Here is an 18,555-nt window from a genome sequence, read left to right as displayed (position 1 = left end):
GCGGGCTCAGGACGCGCGTCCGCGCAGGTCCTCCTCGCGGGCGTGCAGGGTCGCCAGCGCCGTGGCGGCCACCTCGGCGTCGTCCAGGAGGACCGCGTCCCGCGGGTCGGTGGTGTCCAGCAGCCGCGTCTCGTGGCCGCGGCCCACCACCAGGACGACGTCGGCCGGCCCGGCGGCGGCCACCGCGGCGGTGATCGCGGCCCGCCGGTCGGGCACCTCGCGCACCCGCGCCGGCGAGCCGAACAGCCCGACGCGGAGCTCGCCCCGGATCGCCGCCGGGTCCTCGCCGTGGCTGCCCTCGTTGGTCAGCCACACGCAGTCGGCGGCCCGGGCGGACCCGCCCAGCCCCTGGCGCTTGTACCGGTCGCGCCGGCCACGGGCGCCGAGCACCAGGTGCACCCGCCCGCTGCGGCCGGTGAGGTCACGGGCGGTGTCGACCGCGGCGGCCAGCGCGCGCGGCGTGTGCGCGTAGTCGACGACGACGAGCGGCCGGCCCGACCCGCCGAGGACGGTGTTGCGTCCCCGCGGCGGGGCCACCGCGGCCAGCCCGGCGGCGATGCGGTCCGGCGCCGCGCCGAGCACCCGACCGGTGGCCCAGGCGGCCGCCAGGTTGGTCACGTGGACCCGCCCGACCAGCGGGCTGTGCACCCGGTGCCCGCCGGTGTCGTCGCCCAGCAGCACCTCGGTGCCACCGCTCCCGGTCCGCCAGCCGAGCACCCGTACGTCGGCGTCCCTGTCGGACCCGACCCTGGTCACCGGCACCGCCGCCTGGTCGGCCAGCCGCCGTCCCCACGGGTCGTCGGTGACGACGACGCCCGCGGCGGTCCGGCCGGGCTCGAACAGCCGGGCCTTGCTGGCCCAGTACTGCTCGACGGTGCCGTGGTGGTCGAGGTGGTCCTCCTCGAAGCCGGTGAAGACCGAGACCTCGAAGGCGAGCCCGTCCATGCGGCCCATGTCCAGCGCGATGGAGGAGGCCTCCACGACCGCCCGCCGGGCCCCGGCGTCGGCCATCCAGCGCAGCACCTCGTGCAGCTCGGGCGCCTCCGGCGTGGTCAGCGCCGTGCTCCGCGAGCGGCTCCCGACCTCGGCCCCGAGGGTGCCGACGACGCCGGTGCAGTCGCCGTCCGCGTCCAGCACCCCGCGCACGAGGGCGCTGGTCGTCGTCTTGCCGTTGCTGCCGGTCACCCCGACCAGCCGCAGCGCCCGGGCCGGGTCGCCGGCCAGCAGCGCGCCGAGCGGGCCGAGCTGGGCGCGCACCGACGGCACGCACAGCACGGGCAGGTCGGTGTCGACCGGCCGGTCGACCAGGAGCGCGGCGGCACCGCGAGCCGCGGCGGCGGGAGCGTGCCGGTGCCCGTCGCTCGTGGCCCCGCGGACGCAGGCGAACAGCGAGCCGGGGACGACCAGCCGCGAGTCGGTCACCAGGCTGCGCACGGTCAGGTCGTCGGTGCCGCCGGCTCGGGTGACCGGCCCACCGGACACGGACCGGGCGCGGCGCTCGACCTCCGACCAGGGGACGCGAGGCAGACGCACCGGCCCGACGGTAGGTGCGTCCCCGTGAGCCCGCTGACCGACCGTGTAGGCACTCCACCGACCCGGCGCGCCGCTGACCTCACGGAGGGGGTGGGGCACGCGCCGGAACCGGGTCGGCCGCCACGGCTGACCGGCCGCGGGTGCGAGGCTGCCCGCCATGACCACCCTCCGCAGCCCCGACGGCACCCGGCTCGCGTACGTGTCTGTGGGCGAGGGCCCCCCGCTGGTCTGCCTCCCCGGTGGGCCGATGCTGCCGGCGGAGTACCTCGGCGACCTCGGCGGCGTCGACGCGCACCGGTCGCTGGTGCTGCTGGACCTGCGGGGCACCGGGCACTCCGCCGTCCCGGCGGACCCGGCGACCTGCCGGTGCGACCGGCAGGTCGCCGACGTCGAGGCGCTGCGTGCACACCTCGGGCTGGAGCGGCTCGACCTCCTCGCGCACTCCGCCGGTGCGGCCCTGGCCCTGCTGTACGCCGCCCGGCACCCCGACCGCGTCGCGAGCCTCACGCTGGTCACCCCGAGCCCGCGGGTGGTCGGCCTCGAGGTGACCGACGCCGACCGCCGAGAGGTCGCCGAGCGGCGCCGCGGTGAGCCCTGGTTCGCCGCGGCGTACGCGGCCTTCGAGCGGATCTGGTCCGGTGGGGCCACGGACGCCGACTGGACGGCGATCACGCCCTTCACGCACGGCCGCTGGGACGACGCCGTGCGTGCCGCCGTCGACCGCGCGGACGCCCAGCGCGACGCCGACGCGGCAGCCCGGTACTACGGCGACGGGACACCCGACCCCGCGGCCGTCCGGGCCGCCCTCGCGGAGCTGCGCGTGCCGGTCCTGCTGGTCGCCGGGGAGTACGACGTCGCGCTCCCGCCGTCCCGGGCCGCCGAGTACACCGACCTGTTCCCGGGCGGCCGGCTGGTCGTCCAGCGCGGCGCCGGCCACCACCCATGGCAGGACGACCCGGGGACGTTCGTGCGCGCGGTGGTCGCCTCCCCGGTCCGGCCCGGCCGCGCGGATACTGGGGGGCGATGAGCGCACCCCTCAACCTGGTCAACCTCGAGCGGGTGCACAAGGCACACGGCACCACCGTCCTGCTCGACGACGTCTCGCTGGGCATCGCCGCCGGCGAGCGCATCGGCGTGGTCGGGCGCAACGGCAGCGGCAAGTCCACGCTGCTCGGCGTCCTCACCGGTCGGGAGGAACCCGACTCCGGCCGGGTGACCCGCCGCGGCGACCTCGCGCTCGGCGTCCTCGACCAGTCCGGCACGCTGCCGCCCGGCGCGACGGTGCGCGACGTCGTCCTGCCCGGGAGCCTGTTCGCCGCCGAGCACGAGTGGGCCGCCGACCCGGCGGTGCGCAGCGTGCTGACCGGCCTGGAACTCGACCGGCTGGGCCTGGACTCCCCGGTGGCCCCGATGTCCGGTGGCGAGCGACGTCGGGTCGCGCTGGCCGCGCAGCTGGTCCGGCCGCTGGACCTGCTCGTCCTCGACGAGCCCACCAACCACCTCGACGTCGAGGGCGTCGCCTGGCTGGCCGACTACGTGAAGGACCGGGTCGGCGCGCTGGTAGTCGTCACCCACGACCGCTGGTTCCTCGACGAGGTCTGCAGCCAGACCTGGGAGGTGGCCGAGGGACGGGTGCACGCCTACGAGGGCGGCTACGCGGCCTACACCCTCGCCCGGGCCGAGCGGGCCCGGATCGCGGCGGTACAGGAACAACGACGGCTCGACCTGGTCCGCAAGGAGCTGGCCTGGCTGCGCCGCGGACCGCCCGCGCGCACCAGCAAGCCCCGGTTCCGCATCGAGGCGGCCCAGGCGCTGATCGAGGACGAGCCGCCGCCGCGCGACACGATGGCGCTCCAGGGGTTCGCCGCCCGCCGCCTCGGCAAGACCGTCTACGACGTGGAGGACGTCGACTACGCCGTCCCGGGCGACCCGGCGACCGGTGCCCCGCCGCGCACCCTCTTCGACGACCTGACCTGGCACGTCGGTCCGGGTGACCGGATCGGCGTCGTGGGGGTCAACGGGGCCGGGAAGACGTCGCTGCTGCGGTTGCTGGTCGGCGAGACCGAGCCCGACCGCGGCCGGGTGGTGCGTGGGCAGACCGTCGCGCCGGCGTACCTGTCGCAGCACGTCACCGAGCTGCCGGGCCGGCTCCGGGTGCTGGAGGCGGTGCAGGAGATCGCCCGCATCGCCCGGATCGGCAACCAGGAGATCTCCGCGTCGTCGCTGGCCGAGCGGTTCGGCTTCCCGGCGTCCCGCCAGTGGACGCCGGTCGGCGACCTCTCCGGCGGCGAGCGGCGGCGGCTGCAGCTGCTGCGGCTGCTCATGAGCGAGCCCAACGTGCTGCTGCTCGACGAGCCGACCAACGACCTCGACATCGACACGCTGACCGCGCTGGAGGACCTGCTCGACGGCTTCCCCGGCACCGTGCTGGTGGTCAGTCACGACCGGTACTTCGTCGACCGGGTCTGCGACTCGGTGGTCGCGCTCATGGGCGACGGCTCGCTGGCCGCCCTGCCCGGCGGGGTCGAGGAGTACCTGGCCCGCCGCGCGGCCGGGGAGGCGGAGCTGCCCTCGGCGGCCGGGACGACCCGTCCGGCGGCCGTCGCGCCGGCGGACGACGCCCCGGCCCGGTCGGCCGGGGAGGTGCGCGCCGCCCGCAAGGAGGCCGCGCGGCTGGAGCGCCGGCTGGAGAAGCTGACCGCCGCGGAGGAGGAGCTGCACGGCGAGCTCGCCGCCGCCGCCACCGACCACGCGCGGGTGCTGCAGCTCGACGAGCGGCTGCGTGCGGTGCTCGCCGAGAAGGACCAGGTGGAGACCGACTGGCTGGCCGCCGCAGAGGTCGCCGAGGGCTGAGAGGGACGGCAGGTGCCCCCTGCCCGCGGGTGGGGTCCCGCTCCTGCGGGTAGGGGGAGGCCGGGCCAGCCAGGCCCGCCCGCCTCCGGAGCGGCTCCGTCGGCGCGCCCGGTAGAGTGGGGTCACCGCCGGCCGTCGTCGACCGACGTTCCTGGTGTCCCCGAGCCGCCCAACGACTCCCGGAGACACGTGCTCGTACTGCTGCTCCTCCACCTGATCGCCGGCGTGCTGGCGCCCGTGCTGGTGCGGTGGTGGGGGCGGCAGGCGTTCCTCGCCCTCGCGTTGGTGCCCGCCGCGGCCTTCGCCTGGGTGCTGTCCCGGCTCGGCCCGGTCCTCGCCGGCCAGGAGCCGCGCGAGACGGTGCCGTGGATCCCCGCCCTCCAGCTCGACGTCGCCCTGCGGCTCGACGCCCTCGCCCTCACCTTCGCCGCGCTGGTCACCGGCGTCGGCGCGCTGGTGCTGGTCTACTGCGCCCGCTACTTCTCCCCGGGCGAGGAGGGCACCGGCCGCTTCGCCGGCTCCCTCACCGCCTTCGCGGGCTCCATGCTCGGCCTCGTCCTCGCCGACGACATGCTCCTGCTCTACGTCTTCTGGGAGCTCACCACCGTCTTCTCCTTCCTCCTGATCGGGGGCTCGGGACGGCGGCTGGCCGCGCGCCGGGCGGCATCGCAGGCGCTCATCCTGACCACCGCCGGCGGCCTGGCGATGCTGGTCGGGCTCATCCTCATCGGCCGGGCCAGCGGCTCCTTCCTGCTCTCCGAGGTGGTCGCCGAGCCCGGCAGCGGCACCGGCGTGACGGTCGGCGTGGCCCTGGTGCTCGCCGGCGCGGTCACCAAGTCCGCCCTCGTGCCGTTCCACTTCTGGCTGCCCGCGGCCATGGAGGCGCCGACGCCGGTCAGCGCCTACCTGCACGCCGCGGCGATGGTGAAGGCCGGCGTCTACCTGGTCGCCCGGCTGGCACCGGGCTTCGCCGACGTCCCCGGATGGCGGCCGGTCGTGCTGGGCCTGGGCGTGGCGACCATGCTGGTCGGCGGCTACCGCGCACTGCGCCAGAAGGACCTCAAGCTGCTGCTGGCCTTCGGCACGGTCAGCCAGCTGGGCTTCCTCGTGACGCTCGTGGGCGCGGGCAGCTCGGAGCTGGCCGCGGCCGGCCTGGCCATGACGCTGGCGCACGCGCTGTTCAAGTCCACCCTCTTCCTCACCGTCGGCGTCGTCGACCACGCGACCGGCACCCGTGACCTGCGCCGGCTGTCCGGCCTCGGCCGGCGGCTGCCGCTGCTCGCGGCCATCGGCGCCGCCGCCGCGGCGTCCATGGCCGGGTTGCCGCCGCTGCTGGGGTTCGTCGGCAAGGAGGCGGCGTTCACCGCCCTGCTGGACGGCGGGGTGCCGGACCGCAGCGTCGCGCTCGTCGTCCTCACCGGCGTGGTCGCGGGCTCGGTGCTCACCGCGGCCTACACCGCGCGCTTCGTGTGGGGCGCCTTCGCCCGCAAGCCCGGCGTCGAGGACAGCGAGCTCGAGCACCCGCCGGAGCCGCTGTTCCTCGCCGCCCCGGCCGTCCTGGCGCTGACCGGGCTGGTCCTCGGGCCGGCCAGCCCGCTGCTGGACCCGCTGGTCGTCGCCTACGCCGAGACGCTGCCGCTGCTGGCCCCCGAGGCCGAGCACCTGGCGCTGTGGCACGGCTGGCAGCCGGCGCTGGCGCTGTCGGCGCTGACCGTCGGCGGCGGTGCCGCGCTGTTCGCCGTCCGCGGGCCGGTCCAGCGCCTGCAGCGGCGGGTGGCCATCGGCGCCTCGGCCGACGAGGGCTACTGGAACGTGGTCCAGGGGATCGACCGGCTCTCGGTGCTGGTCACCGGCACCACCCAGCGCGGGTCCCTGCCGGCCTACCTCGGCACGATCCTGGTCGCCGTGCTGGCGCTGCCCGGCACGCTGCTGCTCACCCGCGCCCCGTGGCCGGGCGAGTGGCGGGCCTGGGACACCCCGGTGCAGGCGGTGGTCGGGGTCGTCGTCGTGACCGCCGCCGCGCTCACCCTGCGGATCCGCCAGCGGCTCTCCGCGGTGCTGGTCGTCGGGGTCACCGGCTACGGCATCGCCGTCGTCTTCGCGCTGCAGGGCGCCCCCGACCTCGCGCTCACCCAGTTCCTCGTCGAGACGCTCACCCTCGTGGTCTTCGTGCTGGTGCTGCGCAAGCTGCCCAAGGACATCTCCGAGCGGCACCGGCCGCGCGAGCGCGCCGTCCGCGGGGTCATCGCCGTCGCGGTGGGCGCGTTCATGGCGGCCGTGGGCGCGGTGGCGCTGTCCGCCCGCACCGCGACGCCGGTGTCGGCAGGCTGGCCGGGACCGGCCTACGACTTCGGCGGCGGCAAGAACGTCGTCAACGTGACCCTGGTGGACATCCGCGCCTGGGACACCCTCGGCGAGATCTCGCTGCTGGTCGTCGCCGCCACCGGCGTGGCCAGCCTCGTCTTCCTCCGGGGACGCACCGGCGGCGTCGACCGGGTGACCCGGGCGGACCTGGCGCAGCGGCGCGAGCGCGGCCGGCGGGCCCCGCGGGACCGCTGGCTGGCGGCCACCGCGACGCTCGACCCGGCCCGGCGCTCGGTCGTGCTCGAGGTCGTCACCCGGCTGCTCTTCCACACGATCATGGTGTTCTCGCTGTACCTGCTGTTCTCCGGGCACAACGAGCCCGGTGGCGGGTTCGCCGGCGGCCTGGTCGCCGGCCTGGCGCTGGTGCTGCGCTACCTGGCCGGTGGGCGCTACGAGCTGGGCGAGGCCGCGCCGGTCGCGCCGGGCCTGCTGCTCGGCGGCGGGCTGCTCTTCGCGGGCGGCACCGGCGTCGCCGGCCTGCTGCTGGGGGCCGGGGTGCTGCAGACAGCGATCCTGCAGACCACGCTGCCGGTGCTCGGCGACGTCAAGCTCGTGACCTCGCTCTTCTTCGACATCGGCGTCTACCTGATCGTCGTCGGGCTGGTCCTCGACGTGCTGCGCAGCCTGGGCGCCGAGCTCGACCGCCAGGAGGACCAGGAGGACGAGATCGAGCTCGCCCCGGGAGAGGTGGTGCTGCGATGACCCCCACGGTCGTGCTGCCGGTGATGATCGGCGGGCTCTACGCAGCGGGGGTGTACCTGCTGCTCGACCGCAGCCTCACCCGCGTGCTGCTGGGCTTCGTGCTGCTGGGCAACGCCACCAACCTGCTGCTGCTCTCGACTGGTGGCCCGGCGGGGCTGGCGCCGATCCTCGGCTACTCCGACCCGGAGCAGTTCAACGACCCGCTGCCGCAGGCGCTCATCCTGACCGCCATCGTGATCACCTTCGGCGTCTCGGCGTTCGTGCTGGCGATCATCCACCGCTCGTGGCGGCTCGCCCGCAACGAGGCCGTCGGCACCGACGAGGAGGACCGCCGGGTCGCCGCCCGGAAGGCCACCGACGCAGACGAGCTCGACCCGGACGACCTGGCCCCGGAGGACCGCGCCGCCATGCACGCCGACTCCCGGGCCGGGGTCCTCGAGGAGCTCGCCGACGACGTCGACCTGCCGGCGGGGAGCGGCACCCGGTGATCGAGGTCCTCGCCCCGCTGCCGGTGCTGCTCCCGCTGCTCGGGGCCGCCGGGGCGCTGCTGGTCTCCGGGCACCCGGCCTTCCAGCGCGCCCTCAGCACGACCGTGCTCACGGCGGTGCTCGCCGTCTCGGTGGTGCTGCTGTTCGTCGCCGACGCCGAGGGGGCGACCTCGGTCTCCGTCGGCGGCTGGGCGGTCCCGCTGGGCATCGTGCTGGTCGTCGACCGGCTGTCGGCGCTGATGCTGGTGGTGGCCTCGACCGTGGCGCTCGGCGTCCTGGTCTTCGCCGTCGGGCAGGGGGCGGCCGACGGGTCGGAGGAGACCCCGCTGTCGATCTTCCACCCGACGTTCCTGGTGCTGGTCGCGGGCGTGGGCAACGCCTTCCTGGCCGGTGACCTGTTCAACCTCTACGTCGGCTTCGAGATCCTGCTGATGGCCTCCTACGTGCTGCTCACCCTGGGCGGGACGGCGGCGCGCATCCGCGGCGGCATCACGTACATCGTGGTCAGCCTGACCAGCTCGCTGGTGTTCCTCGCCGCGATCGGGCTGGTCTACGCCGCGACCGGCACGGTGAACATGGCGCAACTGGCGGTGCGGCTGGGCGAGCTGCCCGAGGGCACCCAGGTGCTGCTGCAGTCGATGCTGCTCATCGCCTTCGGCATCAAGGCCGCGGTGTTCCCGCTCTCGGCGTGGTTGCCCGACAGCTACCCGACCGCTCCCGCACCGGTCACCGCCGTCTTCGCCGGGCTGCTCACCAAGGTCGGCGTGTACGCGATCATCCGCACCCAGACGCTGCTGTTCCCCGGCGGTGCGCTCGACGACCTGCTGATGTGGGCGGCGCTGGCCACCATGCTGGTGGGCATCCTCGGCGCGGTCGCGCAGCGGGACCTGCGCCGGATGCTCTCCTTCACCCTGGTCAGCCACATCGGCTACATGGTGTTCGGCATCGCCCTGGGGACGGCGGCGGGGCTGGCCGGTGCCGTCTTCTACGTGGCCCACCACATCGCCATCCAGACGACGCTGTTCCTGGTCGCGGGGCTGGTCGAGCGCCAGGGCGGGACGACGTCGGTGGACCGGCTCGGCGGGCTGGCCCGGCGCTCGCCGCTGCTGGCGGTGCTGTTCTTCGTCCCGGCGATGAACCTGGCCGGGATACCCCCGCTGTCGGGCTTCATCGGCAAGGTCGGCCTGCTGCAGGCCGGGGTGGCCGAGGGCAGCGCCGTGGCGTTCACGCTCGTCGCCGGCGGGGTGGTCACCAGCCTGCTGACGCTGCTCGCGGTCGCCCGCGTCTGGACCCGCGCCTTCTGGCGGTCCCCGAACCAGTCGCCGGCCGAGGACACCGCCGCGGCCGCGGCCGCCGACGCCACGCTGCGGCGCCGGCCGGAGCACGACGGCGCGGCGTCGGACGGCGAGGCCGCGGACGGCGGGTCGCGCACCGCGCTGCAGGATGCCTGGCGCCGGCACACGGCGGTGGCGACGGCGGCCGAGCCCGACCTCCCACCCGCGGCCGGAGCGGTCCGGGCGCTGCGTCCGCTGCCGGCGACGATGGTGGGTGCCACCACGGCCCTGGTCGCGCTCACCGTGGCCCTCACCGGGCTGGCCGGACCGCTCTACGGCCTGGCCGACCGGGCCGCGACCGACCTGGTCGACCGCACGCCCTACACCACCTCGGTGTTCGGGACTGAGGAGGTGCCGTGACGGTCGAGCCCGCCGCGACCCGGCTGCGCCACCAGGTCCCGCTGGCCGTCTGGCTGGTGGTGGTGTGGATGCTGCTCTGGGGCACCTGGTCCTGGGCGAACCTGCTCTCCGGCTCGGTCGTCGCGCTGACCGTGCTGACGCTGCTGCCGCTGCCGCACGTGGTCGGCGGCGCCCGGGTGCGGCCGCTGCCGCTGCTGGTCTTCCTCGGCCACTTCGTCGTGGACCTGTTCGCGTCCGGGGCCGAGGTCGCCTGGCAGGCCCTGCGACCGGGCGGTGTCGGGCGGACGGCGATCGTGCAGGTGCAGCTGCGCGCCGACTCCGACCTGCTGCTGACCATGGTGGCCGAGGCGACCTCGCTCGTCCCCGGGTCCCTGGTCCTCGACCTGGACCGGGAGCACCGGGTGATGACCCTGCACCTGCTGCCCGTGCGCGACCTCGAGGGCGTGGCGCGGAAGAAGGCGAACGTGCTGGTGGTCGAGGAGCGCCTGGTCCGGGCGTTCGGTTCACCGGCGGACCTCGCCGTCCTCGACGGGCACCAGGGGAAGGCGGTGTCGACGCCGTGACGGTCGTGGGCTTCGCGCTGTACGCGCTGATCGGTGGGGGAGCGCTGCTGGCGCTCGTGCGGCTGGCCCTGGGCCCCTCGCTGCTCGACCGGGTCGTCGCCACCGACACCCTGCTGGTCATCATCTCCGCCGGCCTGGCGGTCTACGCCGCGCTGGAGCGCTCCCCGACGGTCGTGCCGGTGCTGGTCGTGGTCTCGCTGCTGGCCTTCGTCGGCTCGGTCTCGGTCGCCCGCTACATCGGCGGGATGCTGCTGCGCTCCCGCACGGGGGACGGCCGCGACCTCGGCCTGCCGCTGGCGGCCGAGGTCCGGGAGGAGCAGTCGTGACGGCGCTGGCCGACGTCGTCGCGTTCGCCTGCCTGCTGACCGGTGCCGCCCTGTGCCTCACCGCCGGCCTGGGGTTGGTGCGCTTCCCCGACGTGCTGTCCCGGATGCACGCCGGCACCAAGCCCCAGGTGCTCGGCGTCCTGCTGGTGATGGTCGGCGCCGCGATCCGGCTCGACGGCTGGGCCAACGCGTGGATGCTGCTGCTCGTGGCCGCCTTCCAGCTGCTGACCGCGCCGGTGAGCGCGCACCTGATCAGCCGGGTCGCCTACCGCCGCCGGCACGTCCGCCGCGACCTGCTGCTGATCGACGAGTTCGGCCCGGCCGGCCACCAGGACCCGCGGTACCGGGGTGACGAGCCCGGCGACGCCCCGCCCGAGGAGGACGGGGTCCTCCCTCAGCCGAGCTGAGCCAGCCGGAACGGCAGCCCCTGGTCGTCGCGGCAGTACGCCGACGGCCCGGAGTCCTGGGCCTCGACCGCACCGGCCCGACCGCCGGCGGTCTGCACCGCGGCGACCGCGACCTCGATGTCGTCGACCGCGTACACCGGGACGGCGCCCGGGTCGGAGGTCTGCCCGCCGTGCAGGCCGACCGTCGGCGTCTGGCCCGGCGCCTCCCAGCCGTCGTCGACCCGGCCGGGGCTCAGCGACCAGCCGAGCACCGCCTCGTAGAAGTCACGGGCGCGGGCGCCGTCGGGCACCCGGAGCGTCAGGTGCACCGTGTCGCCGGGCCGGACCGGCGGTCGCGCAGCAGCCGGTCCACGGCTCGGCGTCTGCAGCATCCAGCGGTGCCCGAAGGGGTCGACGACGACGCCGGTGCGCCCGCCGGGGCCGTCGGAGGGCGGCCGCTCCACGGCCGCCCCGGCTGCGGCGGCCCGGTCGACGGCCGCCTCGACGTCGGGCACCGCCAGGTGCAGCGTGACGGCGACCCGGCCGGCGTCCGGCGCGGCCAGACCCAGCTCGGGGTACTCGTCGGCGAGGTAGAGCGTCGCCCCACCGACGTCGAGCTCGGCGTGCCCGATGCGGTCGTCGTCCATGACGTAGAGCTCACCCACCACGCGGGCACCCAGGGCGTCGGCGTACCACGCCGTCGCCGCCCGGGCGTCGCGCACGGTGAGGTAGGGCGTCAGCTGGGCCATCCCCCGATGGTGCCGCGACCGGACGCGGGGCGGGGCGTCGTCGGGCGCCCCGCCCGCCGGTCCTCAGCGCTGGGCTCGGTTCACCGCCGAGACGACCGCGCGCAGTGATGCGGTGACGATGTTCGGGTCGATGCCCACGCCCCAGAGCACCCGGTCGCCGACGGCGCACTCGACGTAGGCCGCGGCGCGCGCGTCCCCGCCCGCGGACATGGCGTGCTCGGCGTAGTCGAGGACCCGGACGTCGACGTCCACCGACCGCAGCGCGTCGACGAACGCGGCGATCGGCCCGTTGCCGCGGCCCTCCACGGTCATCGGCACGCCGGCGTCGACCAGCTCGACCACCATCTCGTCGAGCTGGTCGCCGTGGGTCCGGTGCCGGTGCCCGGTGAGGGAGAAGCGGCCCCACGGGGCGCCGGGGTCGGGCAGGTACTCGCTGGAGAACGCCGCCCACATCTGCTGGGCGGTCACCTCGCCGCCCTCGTCGTCGGTGTGCCGCTGGACCACCGCGCTGAACTCGATCTGCAGCCGGCGCGGCAGGTCCAGCTGGTTCTCGGTCTTCATGATGTAGGCGACGCCGCCCTTGCCGGACTGGCTGTTCACCCGGATGACGGCCTCGTAGGTGCGGCCGACGTCCTTGGGGTCGATGGGCAGGTACGGCACCGCCCACGGCATCTCGGCGACCGGCTTGCCGGCGGCCTCGGCGTCGAGCTCGAGCGCCTTGAGGCCCTTGTTGATCGCGTCCTGGTGGGAGCCGGAGAAGGCGGTGTAGACCAGGTCGCCGCCGTAGGGGTGCCGCTCGTGCACGCCCAGCTGGTTGCAGTACTCGACGGTGCGGCGGATCTCGTCGATGTCGGAGAAGTCGATCTGCGGGTCGATGCCCTGGCTGAACAGGTTCAGACCCAGGGTGACCAGGTCGACGTTGCCAGTGCGCTCGCCGTTGCCGAACAGGCAGCCCTCGATGCGGTCGGCACCGGCGCGGTAGCCCAGCTCGGCGGCGGCGACGGCGGTGCCGCGGTCGTTGTGCGGGTGCAGCGACAGGACGACGGCGTCCCGGCGGCCCAGGTTGCGGTGCATCCACTCGATCTGGTCGGCGTAGACCGTCGGCTCGGCCATCTCGACCGTCGCCGGCAGGTTGATGATCGTCGGCCGGTCGGGAGTGGGCTCCCACACGTCGGTGACCGCGTTGCACACCTCGACGGCGAAGTCGAGCTCGGTGCCGGTGAAGGACTCGGGGGAGTACTCGAACCGGACGTCGGTGTCGCCCATCTGCTCGGCCAGCTTGCGCACCACCTGCGCGCCGTGGACGGCGATGTCGACGATCCCGGCCCGGTCGGAGCCGAACACGACCCGCCGCTGCAGGGTGGAGGTGGAGTTGTACAGGTGGACGATGGCCTGCTTCGCGCCGCGCAGGGACTCGAAGGTGCGCTCGATCAGCTCGTCGCGGGCCTGGGTGAGCACCTGGACGGTGACGTCGTCGGGTACCAGGTCGTCCTCGATGAGCTGGCGGACGAAGTCGAAGTCGGTCTGGCTGGCCGCGGGGAAGCCGACCTCGATCTCCTTGTAGCCCATGCGGACCAGCAGCTCGAACATCCGCCGCTTGCGGTCGGGTGTCATCGGGTCGATCAGCGCCTGGTTGCCGTCGCGCAGGTCGACGGCGCACCAGCGCGGGGCCTGGGTGGTCACCGTCTCCGGCCACGTGCGGTCGGGCAGCACGATCGGGGTGAAGGGGGCGTAGCGGGAGATCGGCATGCGCGACGGCTGCTGGGGGTGGCGGACGTGCGGGTGGTTCTCGCTCGGGTTCCTGCTCACGGGTTCTCGCTCCTCTGGGCGCGGGCTGGTCGCAGCTCCGGTGGGGCGGTCAGCAGGCGCCGGGGACGCTCTCGGTCACGGCGGGTCCCCGCGGCGAGGGGGCCGACCTAGGAGAGGGCCTCGCCGCGGCGGGTAAGCAGGAGGCTGCCGCGCACACGGCCACGGTAGCAGCGGGTCAGGCGAGGTCGCAGCCACACGGGCAGTCCACGGCGTGCCTGGGCGGCCCGGAGCCGTCGTCGACCTCGTCGCACCCCGGTGGGCACGCGCAGGTGAGGCCGTCGTCGACGTGCGCGAACTCGCCGGCGAGGAACCGCCGCTGCCGCTCGGCGGCGACGGCACGCCAGTGCGCCGCGCGGCGAGCCTCGGCCCGTTGTCCCGGGGAGTCGCCGGGGCGCGGTACCTGGTGGTCCTCCGGCACGCCGTCGCGTGCCCGGACCCGGTCCCGGATCCAGCGGCTGCGGTCTAACGTGTACCAGGGCTGCTCGCGGTCGTGGCCGTGACCCTGGTGCGTGTACCACCACTCCTCGTCGCCGTAGCGGGTGTCCAGGTGGGCGGGGTAGCGGCGGCCGGCCTGGTCCCGGACCGCGTCGCCGTCCATGCCGGCCACCTCCCGCCCGTCGGCGTCGACCAGCGCCAACCGCAACCCGGCCACCTCGGCGGCGCGGACAAGCGCCCGGGCGTCGATGCCGGACCGGCCGCTCTCCGCTGCGGCCACAGCGGACTTCGAGATGCCGATACGCACCGCCAGTTCCCGCTGCGACAGGTCGGCGGTCCTGCGGATCCGCCGCAGGATGCCGCTGTGGTCGGCGTCGGTCACGCGTCGAGGATCCGGGCTGTCCCGGGGGATCGGGGGCCCGTGTGTCTCCCTGTGGAAGCTCGTGCTCTGCCCACAGTGCTGGGCAGAGCACGAGCTCCTCGAGTGGGAAGGCGCCCGTCCCCCTTCGTGCTCTGCCCACAGTGCTGGGCAGAGCACGACTCGCCGGGGGCAGTGCCCGGGTGCGGCAGCCCGCCGGGCTGGAGGGCGGGCGCGGACGCCGGCCAGGGGGGCTGGGCTCAGAACTCCCGGGCCAGGCGCATGCGCCACGGACGGCCGTCGGGGTCGTCGACGAGGCGGTAGACCGGCGTCGCCCACAGCCGGGTGGGCAGCGACAGCCGCGGCGAGGAGTGCTCGCGCAGCCGGCCCCGCGGGCGCGGGCCCCGGCGGCCGCCGGCGTACCAGGTGTCGAGCTCGGCAGCCGAGGCCTCCATCGCCGCCACGAACGCGTCCGGGTCGAGCAGGTCGTCGTCCTCGCTGCCGTCGGCCGCGCGGTCCAGGTGCTCGCGGGCCAGCTCCAGGCGCAGGTCGCGGGCGAAGGTCCGGGCGCCGTCGCCGGTGCCGGCGGGGTCACGGGGCTCGCGCGGGTCCCGCGTGGTGTCCAGCACGGCGGAGGAGAGCTCGCTGTCGTGGGTCCAGGAGCGCCGGTTGAAGTTGTCGCTGCCGATGCTGGCCCAGACGTCGTCCACCACGCACACCTTGGCGTGCACGTAGACCGGCGTCCCCTCGTCGTTCTCCACGTCGAAGACGTGCACCCGGTTGCGCCCGGCCCGCCGGCACATCTCCAGCGCCTGCCACCGGCCCACGTACTGCGACCGCTCGGCGAGCGCGCCGTCCTGGTCGGGCACCCGCGGCACCACGACGACCAGGTGCAGCGCCGGGTTGGCGGCCAGCGCCTCGGCGAACAGCCGCGCGACGTCGGCCGACCACATGTACTGGTCCTCCAGGTACACCAGCCGGCGGGCCTGCTCGATCGCCTTGGAGTACCCGCGGGCCACCGACCGCTCGCCGCGCGGCGCGAAGTCGTAGGGCGGCCGGATCGCCGGGTAGGTGCGCAGGTTCTGCACCAGGTGCGGACCGCACGGCGGCGGCGGGGGCAGCTGCGGCGGCAGCGGGTCGGGTTCCAGGCGCGCGCCGCGCAGCCGGTCGAGCACCCACGCGATCGGGTTGCCGGAGTCGGCGTTCGTGGGGTCGTCCCAGCGCTCGCGGAACACGGTGTCCAGGACGCCGACCGTCGGGCCGCGCAGCATCAGCTGGACGTCGTGCCAGGGCGGTGTCTCCCCGTAGGCCGCGGACATCGCCACCGGCTGCGGGTCGCCCCTGTGCGCGGCGTCGTCCCGCCGGCTGTGGCACAGGTCGATCCCGCCGACGAAGGCGACGTCCTGGGTCGGGTCCTGGTCGTGCCGCAGGACGACGAGCTTCTGGTGGTGGCTGCCCCCGCGGCGCACCCGCTGGTCGAGGATCACCTCGCCGCCGCCGTGCTCGACCTCGTCGTCCAGCGCCCGGTTCTCGTGCGCGCTGAACGACATCCAGTCCACGTGCGAGCGCCACACCAGCCCGCGCACGCAGACCCCGCGCCGCACCGCGTCGGTGAACAGCTGGGCGACGGTGGGCCCGCCCGGGCGCAGCTGCTCGTCCGGGTCGCCCCGCCAGTCGGTGAAGAACAGGTGGTCACCGGCGTCCAGCCGCTCGACGCACTCGACCAGCCGGTCGAAGTAGCGCACGCCGTGCACGAGCGCCTCGACGAGGTTGCCCTCGGTGTACGCGGGCAGGGACGTCGCCGGGTTGCCGCGCTCCTCGGCCGTCAGCAGCCAGCGCTCCACGTCGTCCACCCGGTGATCACAGCGCCCCGCCCAGGGGGACGCAAGCACGGCCGCCACCGGGGACCTCGGTAGCCTGTGGACCCGTGGCCCTCGTCGTCCAGAAGTACGGCGGCTCGTCCGTCGCCTCCGCCGCGCACATCAAGCGCGTCGCCGAGCGGATCGTGGCGGCCAAGGAGGCGGGCGACGACGTCGTCGTCGTGGTCTCCGCGATGGGCGACACGACCGACGAGCTGCTCGACCAGGCCGCGCAGATCACCGACGACCCGGCCGGCCGCGAGCTGGACATGCTGCTCACTGCGGGTGAGCGGATCTCCATGGCCCTGCTGGCCATCGCGATCAACACCCACGGCTACGAGGCGCGGTCGTTCACCGGTTCCCAGGCCGGGGTGATCACCACCTCCAGCCACGGCAGGGCGCGGATCATCGACGTCACGCCCGGCCGGCTGCGCGACGCCCTCGACGAGGGCTCGATCGTCATCGTCGCCGGCTTCCAGGGCGTCAGCCAGGACACCAAGGACGTCACCACGCTCGGCCGGGGCGGCTCCGACACGACCGCCGTGGCCGTCGCCGCGGCACTGCAGGCCGACGTCTGCGAGATCTACACCGACGTCGACGGCGTGTTCACCGCCGACCCGCGGATCGTGCCCAACGCCCGGCGGCTGGACACGGTGACGTACGAGGAGATGCTCGAGCTCGCCGCCTCCGGGGCGAAGGTGCTCATGCTCCGCTGCGTCGAGTACGCCCGCCGCTACGGCATCCCGGTGCACGTCCGCAGCTCCTACTCCCAGCTCCCCGGCACCACGGTGACCGGCTCGATGGAGGACCTCACGGTGGAACAGGCGATCATCACCGGCGTCGCGCACGACCGCTCCGAGGGCAAGATCACCGTCTTCGGGGTGCCCGACCGGCCGGGCGAGGCCGCGCAGCTGTTCCGCGTGCTCGCCGAGGCCGAGGTCAACGTCGACATGATCGTGCAGAACGTGTCGACCGCGGCCAGCAAGCTCGCCGACATCTCCTTCACGCTGCCCAAGAGCGACGGGCCGGCAGCCCTCGCCGCGCTGGAGAAGGTCAAGAACACCATCGGCTACACCGACGTCACCTTCGACCAGCACATCGGCAAGGTGTCGCTGGTCGGGGCGGGCATGCGCTCCCACCCGGGCGTGTCCGCGCGCTTCTTCGGGGCGCTGGCCGACGCCGGTGTCAACCTGGAGCTGATCAGCACCTCGGAGATCCGCATCTCCGTGGTGTGCCAGGACACCGACGTGGACGTCGCCGTCCGCGCGGTGCACGACGCCTTCGACCTCGGCACCGACGAGGCACAGGCGGTCGTCTACGGAGGGACGGGACGATGAGCACCTTCTCCAGCGACGGGCTGCGCGTCGGCGTCGTCGGCGCCACCGGTCAGGTCGGCGGTGTGGTGCGGCAGATCCTCGCCGAGCGCGGGTTCCCGCTCAGCGAGCTGCGCTTCTTCGCCTCCGCCCGCTCCGCCGGCAGCACCCTGCCGTGGGGCGACGGCGAGATCACCGTCGAGGACGCCGCGACCGCCGACCCCACCGGGCTCGACATCGCGATCTTCTCCGCCGGTGCGTCGACCTCGCGGGTGCAGGCGCCGCGGTTCGCCGAGGCCGGCGTGACCGTCGTCGACAACAGCTCGGCCTGGCGCCGCGACCCCGACGTCCCCCTGGTGGTCGCCGAGGTCAACCCGGACGCGCTGGCGTCGATCCCCAAGGGGATCATCGCCAACCCGAACTGCACCACGATGGCCGCGATGCCGGTGCTCAAGCCGCTGCACGACGAGGCCCAGCTGGTCCGCATCGTGGCCAGCACCTACCAGGCGGTCTCCGGCAGCGGCCTGGCCGGCGTCGAGGAGCTCGACACCCAGGTCAAGGCGGTCGTCGACAAGGCCGCGGAGCTCACCCACGACGGCTCGGCGGTGCCCTTCCCGGAGCCGGCCAAGTACGTGCGGCCGATCGCGTTCAACGTGCTGCCCATGGCCGGCTCGCTGGTCGACGACGGGACGTCCGAGACCGACGAGGAGCAGAAACTCCGCAACGAGAGCCGCAAGATCCTCGGCATCCCCGAGCTGCGGGTCTCGGGCACCTGCGTCCGCGTGCCGGTCTTCACCGGGCACTCGCTGTCGCTGAACCTGGAGTTCGAGCGTGAGCTCACCGTCGAGCGGGCCACCGAGCTGCTGTCCTCCGCGCCCGGTGTGGAGCTCACCGCCGTGCCCACGCCGCTGCAGGCGGCCGGCCGCGACCCGAGCTACGTCGGCCGCATCCGGCAGGACCCGGGCGTCGACGGCGACCGCGGCCTGGTGCTGTTCGTCAGCAACGACAACCTGCGCAAGGGCGCGGCGCTCAACACCGTCCAGATCGCCGAGCTGATCCTCGCCTCCGGCAGGTGATCACCGGCGGGTGGCCGCCTGACACGCCGTCGATGGCAGCCACCCGC

At 74.8% G+C, this 18,555-nt stretch carries 15 protein-coding genes; 10 read left to right on the top strand and 5 right to left on the bottom strand.

Going from position 1 to position 18,555, the window contains the following annotated elements; all coding sequences use genetic code 11:
- Window positions 1–6 precede the first annotated feature (6 nt).
- Window positions 7–1,533 carry a Mur ligase family protein gene (locus tag BMW27_RS13725; RefSeq protein ID WP_091445027.1) on the bottom strand — a complete coding sequence of 509 codons (1,527 nt, stop codon included), beginning with the start codon at window positions 1,531–1,533 and terminating at the stop codon, window positions 7–9.
- Window positions 1,534–1,690: 157 nt separating this feature from the next.
- On the opposite strand from BMW27_RS13725, the gene BMW27_RS13720 reads away from it, so the two are divergent.
- From BMW27_RS13720 to mnhG, 8 genes are all read left to right on the top strand, one after another.
- Entirely contained in the window at window positions 1,691–2,560 is an 870-nt protein-coding gene (locus BMW27_RS13720) for an alpha/beta fold hydrolase (protein WP_091445025.1), read from the top strand.
- Window positions 2,557–4,386, top strand: a complete 1,830-nt coding sequence (locus tag BMW27_RS13715) for an ABC-F family ATP-binding cassette domain-containing protein (protein WP_091445023.1) — start codon at window positions 2,557–2,559, stop codon at window positions 4,384–4,386. Before BMW27_RS13720 ends, BMW27_RS13715 begins: the two co-directional genes overlap by 4 nt.
- Before the next feature lie 189 nt (window positions 4,387–4,575).
- Window positions 4,576–7,452: a Na+/H+ antiporter subunit A gene (locus tag BMW27_RS13710; protein WP_091445021.1), complete on the top strand. Its 2,877-nt coding sequence runs from the start codon at window positions 4,576–4,578 to the stop codon at window positions 7,450–7,452.
- Window positions 7,449–7,940 carry a Na(+)/H(+) antiporter subunit C gene (locus tag BMW27_RS13705; protein WP_091445019.1) on the top strand — a complete coding sequence of 164 codons (492 nt, stop codon included), beginning with the start codon at window positions 7,449–7,451 and terminating at the stop codon, window positions 7,938–7,940. The genes BMW27_RS13710 and BMW27_RS13705 overlap by 4 nt, the downstream gene beginning before the upstream one ends.
- Window positions 7,937–9,634 (top strand): Na+/H+ antiporter subunit D, encoded by a 1,698-nt coding sequence (locus BMW27_RS13700; protein ID WP_217638151.1) that lies wholly within the window; start codon window positions 7,937–7,939, stop codon window positions 9,632–9,634. The genes BMW27_RS13705 and BMW27_RS13700 overlap by 4 nt, the downstream gene beginning before the upstream one ends.
- On the top strand, window positions 9,631–10,197 hold the full coding sequence (locus BMW27_RS13695) for a Na+/H+ antiporter subunit E (protein ID WP_091445018.1): 567 nt from the start codon (window positions 9,631–9,633) through the stop codon (window positions 10,195–10,197). The genes BMW27_RS13700 and BMW27_RS13695 overlap by 4 nt, the downstream gene beginning before the upstream one ends.
- Complete coding sequence (locus BMW27_RS13690) at window positions 10,194–10,523, top strand: monovalent cation/H+ antiporter complex subunit F (protein ID WP_091445016.1); 330 nt, start codon at window positions 10,194–10,196, stop codon at window positions 10,521–10,523. Before BMW27_RS13695 ends, BMW27_RS13690 begins: the two co-directional genes overlap by 4 nt.
- A complete protein-coding gene (mnhG, locus tag BMW27_RS13685; protein WP_091445014.1) occupies window positions 10,520–10,930 on the top strand; it encodes a monovalent cation/H(+) antiporter subunit G in 411 nt (136 codons plus the stop codon). The genes BMW27_RS13690 and mnhG overlap by 4 nt, the downstream gene beginning before the upstream one ends.
- Here mnhG and BMW27_RS13680 read toward each other — a convergent pair.
- From BMW27_RS13680 to BMW27_RS13665, 4 genes are all read right to left on the bottom strand, one after another.
- Window positions 10,918–11,658 carry a VOC family protein gene (locus BMW27_RS13680; RefSeq protein WP_091445013.1) on the bottom strand — a complete coding sequence of 247 codons (741 nt, stop codon included), beginning with the start codon at window positions 11,656–11,658 and terminating at the stop codon, window positions 10,918–10,920. The genes mnhG and BMW27_RS13680 overlap by 13 nt on opposite strands.
- A gap of 63 nt (window positions 11,659–11,721) precedes the next feature.
- Entirely contained in the window at window positions 11,722–13,467 is a 1,746-nt protein-coding gene (gene leuA, locus BMW27_RS13675; RefSeq protein WP_245743553.1) for a 2-isopropylmalate synthase, read from the bottom strand.
- A gap of 175 nt (window positions 13,468–13,642) precedes the next feature.
- On the bottom strand, window positions 13,643–14,284 hold the full coding sequence (locus BMW27_RS13670) for a helix-turn-helix domain-containing protein (protein WP_175486500.1): 642 nt from the start codon (window positions 14,282–14,284) through the stop codon (window positions 13,643–13,645).
- 236 nt (window positions 14,285–14,520) lie between these two features.
- Complete coding sequence (locus BMW27_RS13665; RefSeq protein ID WP_091445008.1) at window positions 14,521–16,113, bottom strand: phospholipase D family protein; 1,593 nt, start codon at window positions 16,111–16,113, stop codon at window positions 14,521–14,523.
- Window positions 16,114–16,187: 74 nt separating this feature from the next.
- Between BMW27_RS13665 and BMW27_RS13660 the strand changes: the two genes are divergently transcribed.
- Together BMW27_RS13660 and BMW27_RS13655 are read left to right on the top strand one after the other, a co-directional pair.
- Complete coding sequence (locus BMW27_RS13660) at window positions 16,188–17,456, top strand: aspartate kinase (protein WP_091445007.1); 1,269 nt, start codon at window positions 16,188–16,190, stop codon at window positions 17,454–17,456.
- Complete coding sequence (locus BMW27_RS13655) at window positions 17,453–18,508, top strand: aspartate-semialdehyde dehydrogenase (RefSeq protein WP_091445005.1); 1,056 nt, start codon at window positions 17,453–17,455, stop codon at window positions 18,506–18,508. The genes BMW27_RS13660 and BMW27_RS13655 overlap by 4 nt, the downstream gene beginning before the upstream one ends.
- Window positions 18,509–18,555 lie beyond the last annotated feature (47 nt).

Source organism: Geodermatophilus poikilotrophus (genome assembly GCF_900111455.1).
Lineage (GTDB): Bacteria > Actinomycetota > Actinomycetes > Mycobacteriales > Geodermatophilaceae > Geodermatophilus > Geodermatophilus poikilotrophus.
This window is presented reverse-complemented; position numbering and strand designations above follow the sequence as displayed.

Excerpts from the sequence above, each read along its gene's own strand:
- BMW27_RS13720 (WP_091445025.1), top strand. The coding sequence starts at position 1,691 with ATGACCACCCTCCGCAGCCCCGACGGCACCCGGCTCGCGTACGTGTCT.
- BMW27_RS13715 (WP_091445023.1), top strand. The coding sequence starts at position 2,557 with ATGAGCGCACCCCTCAACCTGGTCAACCTCGAGCGGGTGCACAAGGCA.
- BMW27_RS13705 (WP_091445019.1), top strand. The coding sequence starts at position 7,449 with ATGACCCCCACGGTCGTGCTGCCGGTGATGATCGGCGGGCTCTACGCA.
- BMW27_RS13680 (WP_091445013.1), bottom strand. The coding sequence starts at position 11,658 with ATGGCCCAGCTGACGCCCTACCTCACCGTGCGCGACGCCCGGGCGGCG.
- BMW27_RS13655 (WP_091445005.1), top strand. The coding sequence starts at position 17,453 with ATGAGCACCTTCTCCAGCGACGGGCTGCGCGTCGGCGTCGTCGGCGCC.